This window comes from Neisseria flava (assembly GCF_982712965.1).
This window is the reverse complement of record NZ_CEXQBZ010000019.1, coordinates 1-14,865: the sequence shown is the minus strand read 5'-3', so window position 1 is coordinate 14,865 and position 14,865 is coordinate 1. Positions and strand designations below refer to the sequence as shown.

8 protein-coding genes are annotated in these 14,865 nt (G+C 53.3%); all 8 read left to right on the top strand.

Features of this window, described 5'->3' with window-relative positions:
* Window positions 1–253 precede the first annotated feature (253 nt).
* Window positions 254–1,687 (top strand): MFS transporter, encoded by a 1,434-nt coding sequence (locus tag AC5M9B_RS01630; protein WP_455007444.1) that lies wholly within the window; start codon window positions 254–256, stop codon window positions 1,685–1,687.
* Window positions 1,688–2,879: 1,192 nt separating this feature from the next.
* Entirely contained in the window at window positions 2,880–3,755 is an 876-nt protein-coding gene (prpB, locus tag AC5M9B_RS01625; RefSeq protein WP_070539569.1) for a methylisocitrate lyase, read from the top strand.
* Window positions 3,756–3,835: 80 nt separating this feature from the next.
* On the top strand, window positions 3,836–4,990 hold the full coding sequence (prpC, locus tag AC5M9B_RS01620) for a bifunctional 2-methylcitrate synthase/citrate synthase (RefSeq protein WP_039409160.1): 1,155 nt from the start codon (window positions 3,836–3,838) through the stop codon (window positions 4,988–4,990).
* 407 nt (window positions 4,991–5,397) lie between these two features.
* Window positions 5,398–8,007 (top strand): Fe/S-dependent 2-methylisocitrate dehydratase AcnD, encoded by a 2,610-nt coding sequence (acnD, locus tag AC5M9B_RS01615; RefSeq protein WP_487648135.1) that lies wholly within the window; start codon window positions 5,398–5,400, stop codon window positions 8,005–8,007.
* A gap of 408 nt (window positions 8,008–8,415) precedes the next feature.
* A complete protein-coding gene (prpF, locus tag AC5M9B_RS01610) occupies window positions 8,416–9,585 on the top strand; it encodes a 2-methylaconitate cis-trans isomerase PrpF (RefSeq protein ID WP_455007442.1) in 1,170 nt (389 codons plus the stop codon).
* A 311-nt stretch (window positions 9,586–9,896) separates the two neighbouring features.
* A complete protein-coding gene (locus AC5M9B_RS01605) occupies window positions 9,897–11,108 on the top strand; it encodes an acetate kinase (protein ID WP_209283372.1) in 1,212 nt (403 codons plus the stop codon).
* A 721-nt stretch (window positions 11,109–11,829) separates the two neighbouring features.
* Window positions 11,830–12,960 (top strand): HlyD family secretion protein, encoded by a 1,131-nt coding sequence (locus AC5M9B_RS01600; RefSeq protein ID WP_209283371.1) that lies wholly within the window; start codon window positions 11,830–11,832, stop codon window positions 12,958–12,960.
* Window positions 12,961–13,147: 187 nt separating this feature from the next.
* The gene (locus tag AC5M9B_RS01595; RefSeq protein ID WP_209282996.1) at window positions 13,148–14,677 is read left to right on the top strand and encodes a DHA2 family efflux MFS transporter permease subunit; all 1,530 of its coding nucleotides are present in this window, start codon (window positions 13,148–13,150) and stop codon (window positions 14,675–14,677) included.
* Window positions 14,678–14,865: the final 188 nt, after the last annotated feature.

Sequence of the window (14,865 nt, the reverse complement as noted above, 5' to 3'; positions counted from 1 at the left end):
CAAGTGAATCGGTTCCGTACTATCTGTACTGTCTGCGGCTTCGTCGCCTTGTCCTGATTTAAATTTAATCCACTATAGTTTCAGATGACCTCGATGCATTAAATGTCCTGGGTGGGGATTTAGGTGAATTTTGTAAAAGTCTCAATAAGTATCAAGCTTCAAAGGTCGTCTGAAAATCCGGTATAGGGTTTCAGACGACCTTTTGCATATCCATGCTAAAATCCGCATTCTTCAAATATTTCAATATGATGTTATGCATGCTTCCGATATTGACACAGACGATACGGCTCACGAATACCACGCCGACAATCCCGATTTTCCTGCCAAAACCGTTGTGGCGACGCTGTTTATCGGCGCGTTTTTCGGCTATCTCAACGACACGCTTTTAAATGTTGCGCTCACGCCGATTATGAAGGATTTCGGTGTCGACAAAACCACCGTCCAATGGCTGACGACGGGCTTTTTGCTGGTGATGGGCGCGTTTACGCCGATTACGGCGGGCGTGATTCAATGGTTTGAAACGCGCAAGATGGTGTTGTTTACGCAGGCGACGTTTTTGGCGGGTTCGCTGATTTGTGCGTTTGCGCCGACTTTCGGGATTTTGGTCGCGGGGCGGATGGTGCAGGCGGTGTCTGCCGCGTTTTTCGTGCCGCTCCTGTTTAACGGCATTTTGTCGATTTACCCGCCGAACAAACGCGGGACGGCGATGGGCGTGATTACCATGATGTTCACCGCCGCGCCTGCGATAGGGCCGACGCTGTCGGGCATCATCATCGACCACACGCATTGGCGCGTGCTGTTCGGCTTTACCGCGCCGTTTATGCTGGCGGCGATGGCGTTGGTGGGCAAGTATCTGACGGTTAATTTGAGCACCATCAGCCGTCCGAAGATTGATATTTTGTCTGCCGTGCTGTCGATTGCGGGCTTCGGCGGGCTGGTGTATGCGAGCAGTAATTTCGCCAGTCTGCCGCTGGCGGAATTTATCCTGCTGTTTGCCGCCTCCGTCGCGCTGGTGGGCTGGTTCGCATACCGCCAGTCCCGCTTGGCGACGCCGCTGCTGAACCTTCAAGCGTTTGAGTATAAGCAGTTCCGCTACTGCGTCGTGATTCTGGCGGGCGCGGTATTCCTGTTTTTAGGTTTGGAACTGCTGATGCCGATGTACACGCAGCAGGTGCTGATGCTGACGGGTACGGCGACGGGGCTGATTCTGATGCCTGCGAGCATCGCCCAAGCGGTTGCCGCGCCTTTGTTCGGCAAACTGCTGGACAAGAAAGGCGGACGGTTTGTCGTGTTGCCCGCCACGGTGATGCTGACGGTGTCGCTGGCGGTGTTGTGGCTGTTTTTGCGGATTGACACGCAAGTCATGATGCTGACCGCCATGTTCACGCTGATGGCGGTGTCCGTCTCCGCCTGCGTAACGGGCGAAACCCACGGCTTGAACGCGCTGCCGAAAAAACTCAATCCCCACGGCGCAGCGATTCTGACCACCATCAACCCGATTGCCGGTGCAATCGGCGCGGCATTTTTCGTCGGTGCGACCAATATCGGCGAGAAACTTTCCTCCGCCGCTTCGCCGCAACAAGCCATGCTCGACGGCATCCATCTGGCGATGGGCAGCGCGCTGGTGTTGGGCGCGGTAATGGTGTTTTTCGCCATGCGCCTGAAACGGCATCAGACAGCGTCGTAACGCGTACCGGGAATGTGTGAAAAGGTCGTCTGAAATCATGTGATTATGGGTTTCAGACGACCTTTTTTAATTTTTATGGTGGATGAACGTGATTCTGAGATAAGCAAAAACCTTTCCCATTAAATACAAAACTTTCCTTGATGGGCAAATCCAACGCGGCGGCGGGTAGGGCAGTTCGATGCCTACTGCGGATCGTAGTGTGGGCTTTGCCCACGGAGTTGATTGCTTGGTTTTCGAGTCGGGGGCGATAAATGGCATTGTTTTTCGTGGGCGAAGCCCACGCTACGGCTGGGTGTGAAGGTCATCTGAAATCATAGGGTTACGATTTTCAGACGACCTTTTTATATCTAAAACTACACGCGACTACATTTTAAAATCAGATTATTTTTATTGTTAAATCATAATGTTATTTAAATTTTGGTCGTCTGAAAAAGGGCGTGGGTGCAAAATCGGGTGGTTTGGGCGGTTTGGATGCTGTTTTTTGCGGCTAAACAAAAATTCCTAAAAAATGAATTAATTATATTTGATTTTAAGAAGTATTATTTAAAATAGTTCTGATTGGTTAGAGGTGATACAGGCTTTGTCAGGCAAGGATTTGGGTTGTTTTAAGGTGGTGGTTTGGGTTTTGTTTCTGAAGTATTGTTCATTAATGATTGAATTTTTTAAAAATATTTTAGAAAAAGTGTTTGACAGCCTGAAAATTATTTTTTAAATTTGTCCATACTTATAAAAACTACATTGCACTACAAAGGAACCCTGTCATGAATCTGTACCAAACTTCTCCGTCTTGTTATAGATCGTCTTCTATCTCTGCCGCATCCGTCGTCGTCTGCTTTTGGGCAGTCGCGGCGGTCTGACGGCTCTTTGCCCGAATCGGGGTTTCCGCATTTCTGCGGACGGTTTGGGTTTTGAAAATCCTGTCTTTCCAGCTTTATTTCTTTTCTGAATATTAAAAATATTAAAAAATTCCGTATACCTCCGCTTCAGCCGAATTGTTTGTATTGAATTTGTTAATTGATTGTTTTTATTGATTTTGATTTTTCATACGACCCGATGGGTTTGGTTTTTGAAAGGTCGTCTGAAAAGGGTTTTGCAAGCATTGTTTCTTTTTGAACGGTTCGTTTCGGGTTTTGCGGAAACTGGGCCGCTGAGTCGATACTGAAAAAAATCTAATCTACAAAGGAGAATTAACATGAGCCAACTTTCTGCCGGTGCCCGTTTCCGCCAAGCTGTGAAGGAGTCGAATCCCCTTGCCGTGGTCGGCTGTGTAAACGCTTATTTTGCGCGGCTGGCGACGCAGAGCGGGTTTAAGGCGGTGTATCTGTCGGGCGGCGGCGTGGCGGCCTGTTCGTGCGGGATTCCGGATTTGGGCATTACCACGATGGAAGATGTGCTGATTGATGCGCGGCGGATTACGGACAATGTGGATACGCCTTTGCTGGTGGACATCGATGTCGGCTGGGGCGGGGCGTTCAATATTGCGCGCACGATTCGCAACTTCGAGCGTGCGGGCGTGGCAGCTGTCCATATCGAAGACCAGGTGGCGCAGAAGCGTTGCGGGCATCGTCCGAACAAGGCCATTGTTTCTAAAGATGAAATGGTTGACCGCATTAAAGCCGCCGTGGATGCGCGCGTGGATGAGAATTTTGTGATTATGGCGCGGACGGACGCGCTGGCGGTGGAAGGTTTGGATGCCGCCATCGAGCGGGCGCAGGCTTGCGTGGAAGCGGGCGCGGACATGATTTTCCCTGAAGCGATGACGGATTTGGCGATGTACCGGCAATTTGCGGATGCGGTGAAAGTGCCCGTGTTGGCGAACATTACCGAATTCGGCGCGACGCCGCTTTATACGCAGCGCGAGCTGGCGGACAACGGCGTGTCGCTGGTGCTGTATCCGCTGTCGTCGTTCCGCGCCGCGAGCAAGGCCGCGCTGAATGTTTATGAGGCGATTATGCGCGACGGCACGCAGGCGGCGGTGGTCGATACCATGCAGACCCGCGCGGAGCTTTACGAGCATTTGAATTATCACGACTTCGAGCAGAAGCTGGATAAATTGTTTCAGAAGTAAAAAACCGTTTTCAGACGACCCTCAACCTTGAATAGGTCGTCTGAAAACCCAAAACCCATAAAACACAAAGGAGAAATACCATGACTGCAACCACCGAAACCCCGACCTTCAAACCGAAAAAATCCGTCGCCCTCTCCGGCGTGGCGGCGGGCAATACCGCGCTGTGTACGGTCGGCCGCACGGGCAACGATTTGAGCTACCGCGGTTACGACATTCTCGATCTGGCGCAGAAATGCGAGTTCGAAGAAGTCGCCTACCTGCTGATTCACGGTCATCTGCCCAACAAATTCGAACTCGCCGCCTACAAAGCCAAACTCAAATCCATGCGCGGCCTGCCTATCCGCGTGATTAAAGTGTTGGAAAGCCTGCCTGCGCACACGCATCCGATGGACGTCATGCGTACCGGCGTGTCCATGCTCGGCTGTGTTCATCCCGAACGTGAAAGCCACCCTGAAAGCGAAGCGCGCGACATTGCGGACAAACTCATCGCCAGCCTCGGCAGCATCCTGCTCTACTGGTATCAATATTCGCACAACGGCAAACGCATCGACGTTGAAAGCAAAGAAGACACCATCGGCGGCCACTTCCTGCACCTGTTGCACGGCAAACGCCCGACCGAATCGCAGGTGAAAGCCATGCACGTTTCTCTGATTCTGTATGCGGAACACGAGTTCAACGCCTCCACCTTCACCGCCCGCGTGATTGCCGGTACAGGCTCGGACATGTATTCCTGCATCACCGGCGCTATCGGCGCGCTCAAAGGTCCGAAACACGGCGGCGCGAACGAAGTTGCCTACGACATCCAAAAACGCTACCGCAACGCCGACGAAGCCGAAGCCGACATCCGCGAACGCATCGCCCGCAAAGAAATCGTTATCGGGTTCGGCCATCCGGTTTACACCATTTCCGACCCGCGCAACGTCGTGATTAAAGAAGTGGCGCGCGGTTTGAGCCGGGAAGCGGGCGACATGCGCCTCTTCGACATCGCCGAACGCTTGGAGAGCGTGATGTGGGAAGAGAAAAAAATGTTCCCGAACTTGGACTGGTTCTCCGCCGTGTCCTATCAGAAACTCGGCGTCCCGACCGCCATGTTCACGCCGCTGTTTGTGATTTCGCGCTCCACCGGCTGGGCGGCACACGTCCTCGAACAGCGCAAAGACGGCAAAATCATCCGTCCGAGCGCGAACTACACCGGCCCCGAAGACTTGGCGTTTGTGGAGATTGAAGAACGCTGAGACGGACAACAGCCGTAGGAGGCGCCAATCGGATTTCAGACGACGTGTAGCGTGGACTTTGCCCGCGGAAAACTGAGTCCCGCCTACGGTTCCGCTTTTCAGACGACCTGTTGGAATATGCGAGAGAGAGAAGGTCGTCTGAAAAACCAGCCGCAACGTCTGCCGTCATTCCCGCCCCCGCCTTAGCGAGGACAGGCCGCGGCGGGAATGGCGGAGGCAGCGCGGCAACTTTTTTTCACGGTTTCGCCAAAATGCAGGGAAAGCCTGCAAGCCGAGTAGATTTCAGACGACGTGCAATATCGTTGTTACCCATTAAAACCGAATATTTAAGTTTCAGACGCCCCCTTCAACAAACGTCGTCTGAAACCCCAAACCACAAGAAAAATAGATCCACAGGAGAACTGAACATGGCTGCCAACCAACGTTACCGCAAACCGCTGCCCGGTACGGATTTGGAATACTACGACGCGCGCGCGGCGTGTGAGGACATCAAACTTGGCTCTTACGACAAGCTGCCTTACACGAGCCGCATTTTGGCGGAGAACTTGGTCAACCGCGCGGACAAGGTCGATTTGCCGACGCTGCAAAGCTGGCTGGGTCAGCTGATAGAAGGGAAACAGGAAATCGATTTTCCGTGGTATCCCGCGCGGGTGGTGTGCCACGATATTCTGGGGCAGACCGCGCTGGTGGATTTGGCGGGCTTGCGCGATGCGATTGCAGAGAAGGGCGGCGATCCGTCCAAAGTGAATCCTGTGGTGCAGACGCAGCTTATTGTTGACCACTCGCTGGCGGTGGAATGCGGCGGCTACGACCCAGATGCGTTCCGCAAAAACCGCGAAATCGAAGACCGCCGCAACGAAGACCGTTTCCACTTTATCAACTGGACGAAAACCGCTTTTGAAAATGTGGACGTGATTCCGGCGGGCAACGGCATCATGCACCAAATCAATCTGGAAAAAATGTCGCCCGTCGTCCAAGTCAAAAACGGCGTGGCGTTTCCCGATACCTGCGTCGGCACGGACTCGCACACGCCGCACGTTGACGCGCTGGGCGTGATTTCCGTGGGTGTGGGCGGTTTGGAGGCGGAAACCGTGATGCTGGGACGCGCGTCCATGATGCGCCTGCCCGATATTGTCGGCGTGGAGCTGACGGGCAAACGGCAGGCGGGGATTACGGCGACGGATATTGTGTTGGCGCTGACCGAATTTCTGCGCAAAGAGCGCGTGGTCGGGGCGTTTGTCGAATTTTTCGGCGAAGGTGCAAGAAGCCTGTCCATCGGCGACCGCGCGACCATTTCCAACATGACGCCGGAGTTCGGCGCGACTGCCGCCATGTTCGCCATCGACGAGCAAACCATCGATTATTTGAAACTGACCGGACGCGACGACGCGCAGGTGAAATTGGTGGAAACCTACGCCAAAACCGCCGGACTGTGGGCGGACGACCTGAAAACCGCGGTTTATCCGCGCGTGTTGAAGTTTGATTTGAGCAGCGTAACGCGCAACATGGCAGGTCCGAGCAACCCGCACGCGCGTTTTGCCACCGCCGATTTGGCGGCGAAAGGGCTGGTGAAGCCTTACGAAGAGCCTTCAGACGGCCTCATGCCCGACGGCGCGGTCATCATCGCCGCGATTACCAGTTGCACCAACACTTCCAATCCGCGCAACGTCGTTGCTGCCGCGCTCTTGGCGCGCAACGCCAACCGCTTCGGGCTGAAACGCAAACCGTGGGTCAAAACCTCGTTCGCCCCCGGCTCGAAAGTGGCGGAAATCTATTTGAAAGAAGCGGGTCTGCTGCCCGAAATGGAAAAACTCGGCTTCGGCATCGTCGCCTTCGCCTGCACCACCTGCAATGGCATGAGCGGCGCGCTCGACCCGAAAATCCAGCAGGAAATCATAGACCGCGATTTGTACGCCACCGCCGTACTGTCGGGCAACCGCAACTTCGACGGCCGCATCCACCCGTATGCGAAACAGGCTTTCCTCGCTTCGCCCCCGCTGGTGGTGGCATACGCCATCGCGGGCAGCATCCGTTTCGATATTGAAAACGACGTACTCGGCGTTTCAGACGACGGCAGGGAAATCCGCCTGAAAGACATCTGGCCGACCGACGAAGAAATCGATGCCGTCGTTGCCGAATATGTGAAACCGCAGCAGTTCCGCGACGTGTATGTACCGATGTTCGACACCGGCAAAGCGCAAAAAGCCCCGAGTCCGCTGTACGACTGGCGTCCGATGTCCACCTACATCCGCCGTCCGCCCTATTGGGAAGGCGCGCTGGCGGGCGAACGCACTTTGACCGGTATGCGTCCGCTGGCGATTTTGCCCGACAACATCACCACCGACCACCTCTCGCCATCCAATGCGATTTTGGCAAGCAGCGCGGCAGGCGAATATCTGGCGAAAATGGGTTTGCCCGAAGAAGACTTCAATTCCTACGCCACCCACCGCGGCGACCACCTCACCGCCCAACGCGCCACCTTCGCCAATCCGAAATTGTTTAACGAAATGGTGAAAAACGAAGACGGCAGCGTGCGCCAAGGCTCGCTCGCCCGCGTCGAACCCGAAGGCGAAACCATGCGCATGTGGGAAGCCATCGAAACCTATATGAACCGCAAACAGCCGCTCATCATCATCGCCGGCGCGGACTACGGACAAGGCTCCAGCCGCGACTGGGCGGCGAAGGGCGTGCGGCTCGCGGGCGTGGAAGCCATCGCCGCCGAAGGTTTCGAGCGCATCCACCGCACCAACCTCATCGGCATGGGCGTCTTGCCGCTGCAATTCAAACCCGGCACCAACCGCCACACCCTGCAACTGGACGGCACGGAAACCTACGACGTGGTCGGCGAACGCAAACCGCGCGGCGACCTGACCTTAGTCATCCACCGCAAAAACGGCGAAACCGTCGAAGTTCCCGTTACCTGCCGCCTCGATACCGCAGAGGAAGTGCTGGTGTACGAAGCCGGCGGCGTGCTGCAACGGTTTGCACAGGATTTTTTGGAAGGGAATGCGGCTTAGAGGTCGTCTGAAAAGCAGACGTAGCGTGGGTCGGGTTCAACATTTTGCTCATTCACGTAATTCCCGATATGGCAGGCATCTATTGTAAATCGTCATTCCCGCGCAGGCGGGAATCCAGAAAGTGGAATTGAGGAAACCTTTTTATCCGATGAGTTTCTGTGCGGATAAGTCTGGATTCCCGCCTACGCGGGAATGACGGGGTTTAATAGTCTGCCGCATCACAACACAGCAGCCGTAGATTGGGGTGAACCCCGACAGTTTGTGGAATCAAACGGCTTTGGTCGGAGTGATAGCCTAATGTACTTCTGGAAAGTGGGTGTAGCGTGGGCTTTGCCCGCGAAATAAAGGCTAAATTGACATGGTAAAAATCGTGGGCAGAGCCCACGCTACATAAGGAGAACCCAAAAAATGCCGCAAATCAAAATCCCCGCCGTTTACTACCGAGGCGGTACATCAAAAGGCGTGTTTTTCAAACGTTCCGACCTGCCCGAGGCGGCACGGGAAGCGGGCAGCGCACGCGACAAAATCCTGTTGCGCGTACTCGGCAGCCCCGACCCCTACGGCAAGCAGATAGACGGTTTGGGCAACGCCAGTTCGTCCACCAGCAAGGCGGTGATTTTGGACAAGTCCGAACGCGCCGACCACGATGTCGATTACCTTTTCGGACAAGTTTCCATCGACAAGCCTTTCGTCGATTGGAGCGGCAACTGCGGCAACCTCACCGCCGCCGTGGGCGCGTTCGCCATCGAGCAAGGCTTGGTCGATAAAGGCAAAATCCCTTCAGACGGCATCTGCACGGTCAAAATCTGGCAGAAAAACATCGGCAAAACCATCATCGCCCATGTTCCGATGCAAAACGGCGAAGTCTTGGAAACGGGCGATTTCGAGCTGGACGGCGTTACCTTTCCCGCCGCCGAAGTGCAAATTGAATTCCTCGATCCCGCCGACGGCGAAGGCAGTATGTTCCCGACCGGCAATCTGGTGGACGAGCTGGACGTTCCGGACATAGGTCGTCTGAAAGCCACGCTCATCAACGCGGGTATTCCGACCGTTTTCCTGAACGCCGCCGACTTGGGCTACACGGGCAAAGAGTTGCAGGACGACATCAACAACGATGCTGCAGCGCTGGAAAAATTCGAGAAAATCCGCGCTTACGGTGCGCTGAAAATGGGCTTGATTAACGACGTGTCGGAAGCCGCAGCCCGCGCGCACACGCCGAAAGTCGCCTTCGTCGCGCCCGCCGCCGATTACACCGCCTCCAGCGGCAAAACCGTGAACGCCGCCGACATCGATTTGCTGGTACGCGCCCTGAGCATGGGCAAACTGCACCACGCCATGATGGGCACTGCCTCGGTCGCCATCGCCGCCGCCGCCGCCGTCCCCGGCACGCTGGTCAACCTCGCCGCCGGCGGCGGAACGCGCAACGAAGTGCGCTTCGGCCATCCTTCCGGCACATTGCGCGTCGGCGCGGCGGCAGAGTGTTCGGACGGCATTTGGGCGGTGAAAAAAGCCGTCATGAGCCGCAGCGCGCGCGTGATTATGGAAGGGCGGGTGCGCGTTCCCGATGATTGTTTTTGAAATCATGTAGGACGGACATCACTGTCCACTGTTTCAGACGACATTTGATAAAGGATTGCAATAAAGCCGAATAGTCTAACCGCCGTCATTCCCGCGCAGGCGGGAATCCATAGTCGATATTCTGTTTCCTGATTTTTATCAGAGCTTGCTTGTGAGCAAATATGGATTCCCGCCTGCGCGGGAATGACGATAGAAAATGCGGCATACACTTTGCCCAAAGAGGTCGTCTGAAACACACCCCGCCAAACGCTCAGCCTTTTTCAGACGACCCCACACCAAAAAAACAACCACAAACTACAAGGAGAAACATCATGTCCGACCAACTCATCCTCGTCCTGAACTGCGGCAGCTCCTCGCTCAAAGGCGCCGTTATCGACCGCAAAAGCGGCAGCGTCGTCCTAAGCTGTCTCGGCGAACGTTTGGGTACGCCCGAAGCCGTCATCACCTTCAACAAAGACGGCAACAAACGCCAAGCTCCCCTGACCGGCCGTAACTGCCACGCCGGTGCGGTGGGTATGCTGTTGAACGAACTGGAAAAACACGGTCTGCACGACCGCATCAAAGCCATCGGCCACCGCATCGCCCACGGCGGCGAAAAATATCACGAGTCCGTCCTCATCGACCAAGACGTCCTCGACGAACTGAAAGCCTGCATCCCGCTCGCCCCGCTGCACAACCCCGCCAACATCAGCGGCATCCTCGCCGCGCAGGAACACTTCCCCGGCTTGCCCAACGTCGGCGTGATGGACACCTCGTTCCACCAAACCATGCCCGAACGCGCCTACACCTACGCCGTGCCGCGCGAATTGCGCAAAAAACACGCCTTCCGCCGCTACGGTTTCCACGGTACCAGTATGCGCTACGTCGCCCCCGAAGCCGCGCGGATTTTGGGCAAACCGCTGGAAGACCTGCGCATGATCGTCGCCCACCTCGGCAACGGCGCGTCCATCACCGCCATCCGAAACGGCAAATCCGTCGATACCAGCATGGGCTTCACACCTATCGAAGGTCTCGTCATGGGCACCCGCTGCGGCGACATCGACCCCGGCGTGTACAGCTACCTGACCGCCCACGCCGGCATGAACATCGAGCAAGTCGATGAAATGCTGAACAAAAAATCAGGATTGCTCGGCATCTCCGAACTCTCTAACGACTGCCGTACCCTCGAAATCGCCGCCGACGAAGGCCACGAAGGCGCACGCCTCGCCCTCGAAGTCATGACCTACCGCCTCGCCAAATACATCGCCTCAATGTCGGTTGCCTGCGGCGGCATAGACGCCCTTGTCTTCACCGGCGGCATCGGCGAAAACTCCCGCAACATTCGCGCCAAAACCGTCGCCTACCTCGACTATTTGGGTCTGCACATCGACACCAAAGCCAATATGGAAAAACGCTACGGCAACTCAGGCATCATCAGCCCGACAGGTTCCAATCCCGCCGTTTTGGTCGTACCGACTAACGAAGAACTGATGATCGCACTCGACACCGCCGAACTGGCAGGCTTTTTGCAAGAAGCAGGCTGAGGTTGAGGCAATACGTTGTTGAAATAACAATGAAATAGAAAAGAGGTCGTCTGAAAGATAGGTTTCAGACGACCTCTTTGTTTGGAAAGACGATCTTATGCTTTTCTTTGTTATTTGGAAGAGAACTAAGAGGGTAGGGGATGTTTTTCAGCTTAAAAGCAAGGTTATGAAACAGATACTTTCCCGACTCAGGAAAAAGTTAAATTTTAGGAATAAATGTTTATTATGTTAATTTGAAATATTGAAATAGTTTCATGAGAAATTAAAAGAGGTAAGTAAGCAACAATGAAACGTAATTCAGAATGGGATTAAAATACCTGTAAATTATTCTTTAATAATCATTCTATTGAGTAAATAAAAATGACAATAAATTATTAAAGGGATGGTTTGTCATATTTCATTTAAAATAGTTACTTGATTGAGTAATGGTGCGGATATAGAATGCCCGTTTCCCTATATCTTATTTGACGTTTAAATTAAATCAATAAGATATTATTATTTAATAAACATAAAATAATATTCGATATTAGGTTTTTTGCGAATCCTTAGATTGATCTTGTTTTTGAAATCAAGGTAAATCGGAGCGGCTACAGATTTATCCAAGATTCGGATGTTAGTTTTGTAGAAAGCCTATTAGTTTAATACTCGGGTAAATTAAATCATGGAAACAAAGTCAGCAAACGGCGGGCAAACTCCCAGCACATCGGGCAAACCGGTCAAAATGCCGAACAGGCGCAAGCGGAATATGGCAGTGGTTACGCTGCTATTTGTTTTGGCGGCTATTGGCGTGGCTTTTGCTTATGTTTTGTTTTGGCAGCACGAAGAAACAACTGAAGACGCATATGTTGCGGGATATTTGGTTCAGATTACGCCGCAAGTTGGCGGGACAGTGCGCAAAGTCATGTTTGACGACACGGATGTTGTGAAAAAAGGCGATGTTTTGGTTACTCTGGACGACAGTGATTTCCAACTGGCGTATGACAGGGCGCAAAACGAGCTGATTCAGGCAATCCGTCAAAACAAGCAGCAGACGGCAGTCAATTCCCAGGCGAAAGCGCAAGTGTTGCTGCGTAAAGCCGATTTGGCACGCGCTCAGGCAGATTTGCGACGCCGGGAAGCCCTATCCGGTACGGATGCCATTTCCGGTGAGGAGTTAAGTCATGCCCGGGCGGCGGTCGTTCAGGCGCAAGCTGCATTGAAAGCGGTGGAGGCGGAAGAGGCTTCGGCTCAGGCTGCGTTGGGTAACAATATTCCAGTGCGCGAACAACCTGCCGTTCAGACCGCAGTGAGCAAGATTAAAGATGCCTGGCTGAATTTGCAGCGTACACAAATCCGCGCGCCTATGGGCGGGCAGATTGCAAAACGCAATGTCCAAGTCGGACAGAGAATTTCGCAAGGCGCGGCGTTGATGGCAGTTGTTCCCCTGACGGATTTGTGGGTGGATGCCAATTTTAAAGAATCGCAATTACGAAAAATGAAAATCGGACAGCCTGTGGAAATGACTGCCGATTTGTACGGCAAAAAAGTGGTTTACCACGGTAAAGTCATGGGCTTGTCCGCAGGGACGGGCAGCGCGTTTTCTCTTTTACCTCCGCAAAACGCAACGGGCAACTGGATTAAAGTTGTTCAGCGCGTACCGGTCAGAATCAGCCTGGATTCTAATGAATTGAAAGCAAACCCCTTGCGCGTCGGTCTGTCCATGACAGTCAAAGTCGATATTGCAGAAGCGGGTTCGGGTAAGCCGATGACGGCGGCTGCCGTGAAAAATTCGGCAGCTCCGGAAACGGACAGCGTAGATTGGGCGGCGGCTAATGCATTAATCGATAAGATTTTTGAAAAATACGCCAAATAAACTGTTTCAGACGACCTTCGGTATCCCGACAGGTCGTCTGAAACGTTCATATCCGGCAAATTAGTGAAATAAGTAGTGCGATCAGGATGAGGGACTTGCTCATTCTGTTTCAAGAGAAAGTCGATACGGCAAACCCCGCCTAGGTTAAAAGCGGGAGTGGCAATGTCGGCAGTGAAGGAAGATTTTGATGAATTATCCGCCGTTGACAGGCATCAGGTTGGTCTTGGTTACATTGTCGCTGAGCCTGGCCGTCTTTATGGAAGTATTGGATACGACGATTGCCAATGTTGCCGTCCCCGTTATTGCCGGTGATTTGGGTGCGGCAACGACACAGGGTACCTGGGTGATTACATCATTTGCCGTGGCAAATGCCATTTCCGTACCGCTGACAGGATTTCTTGCGAAGCGGATGGGTGAAGTGCGGCTGTTTGTCGGATCGGTCATCGGTTTCGTGATTACATCTTGGTTGTGCGGTATTTCACCGAATTTGCAAACCTTGGTGCTCTTCCGTATTTTGCAGGGTTTTGTCGCGGGGCCGCTGATCCCTTTGTCCCAAAGCCTTTTGATGGCATCTTACCCGCCCGAGAAGCGGACTTTGGCATTGGCACTTTGGGCGATGACAGTCGTGGTCGCCCCTGTTTTAGGACCGATTTTCGGTGGCTGGATTTCGGACAACTGGCATTGGGGGTGGATATTTTTCATCAATATACCCATCGGCATTTTGTCTGCGGTAATCGCCTGGCAGCAACTGCGCGACCGTGAAACCGATACGGTTAAAACGCCTATTGATTACACTGGGCTGATTTTGATGATCGTCGGTATCGGCTCGTTGCAAATGATGTTGGACAGGGGGAAAGAGCTCGATTGGTTCGCATCGGGTGAAATTATCGTATTGGCAGTCGTTGCAACGGTATGTCTGACTTATTTCATCGTTTGGGAATTAGGTGAAAAATATCCGATTGTCGATTTGTCTTTGTTTAAAAACCGCAACTTTACCATCGGCGTATTGACGACTTCGCTCGGGTTTATGGTGTATATGGGAACGTTGACGCTTTTGCCGCTGGTGTTGCAGTCCAACCTCGGTTATACCGCCACATGGGCGGGATTGGCGGCTGCCCCTATCGGATTTCTGCCGATTTTCCTATCTCCTTTGATAGGGCGGTTCGGCAATAAAATCGATATGCGCCTGTTGGTTACCGGTAGTTTTTTGATGTTTGCCTTTACTTTTCATTGGCGGACAGATTTTTATGCGGGAATGGACATGAGCAGCGTTGTCTGGCCGCAGTTTTGGCAGGGTTTGGGGGTGGCCATGTTCTTCCTGCCGCTGACGACCATTACTCTATCGCACATGAAAGGTCCGCAAATCGCATCGGCAAGCAGTTTGTCGAATTTTCTGCGTGTCTTTATGGGTGGTGTCGGTGTGTCTGTCGTCAGTACCATGTGGGAGCGGAGGGAGGCTTTACATCATACGCAACTGACTGAACATATCACGCCGTATTCTCCGGATACCGCCGAAGCAGTCCGTCAGATGGCAGAAGCGGGTTTGAACGGAGAGCAGGCAGTCGGTCTGATAAACAGTACCATTACCCAACAGGGTTTTATCGTTGGCTCGAATGAGATATTTTTGGCAGGCAGTATTTTGTTCATTATCATGATTCCCATTATTTGGCTGGCGAAGCCGCCTTTCCATCATGACGGAGGCGGAGGAGGGCATTGATGAGTGTTGCTACGGAAGGAGATGGAATCGCTAATTCGACAGAAAAGGTCGTCTTAAAACGGTAAAGATAGTTGAACTGGCCCCCAAATCTTGGACACTCATAAAAGCCTATTCAGGCGCTCTGTGCAAGCTGGGTTCTGTATGCGACAGGACTCAGCTTTTTCAATTTCAGACTGCAACGCTCCCGG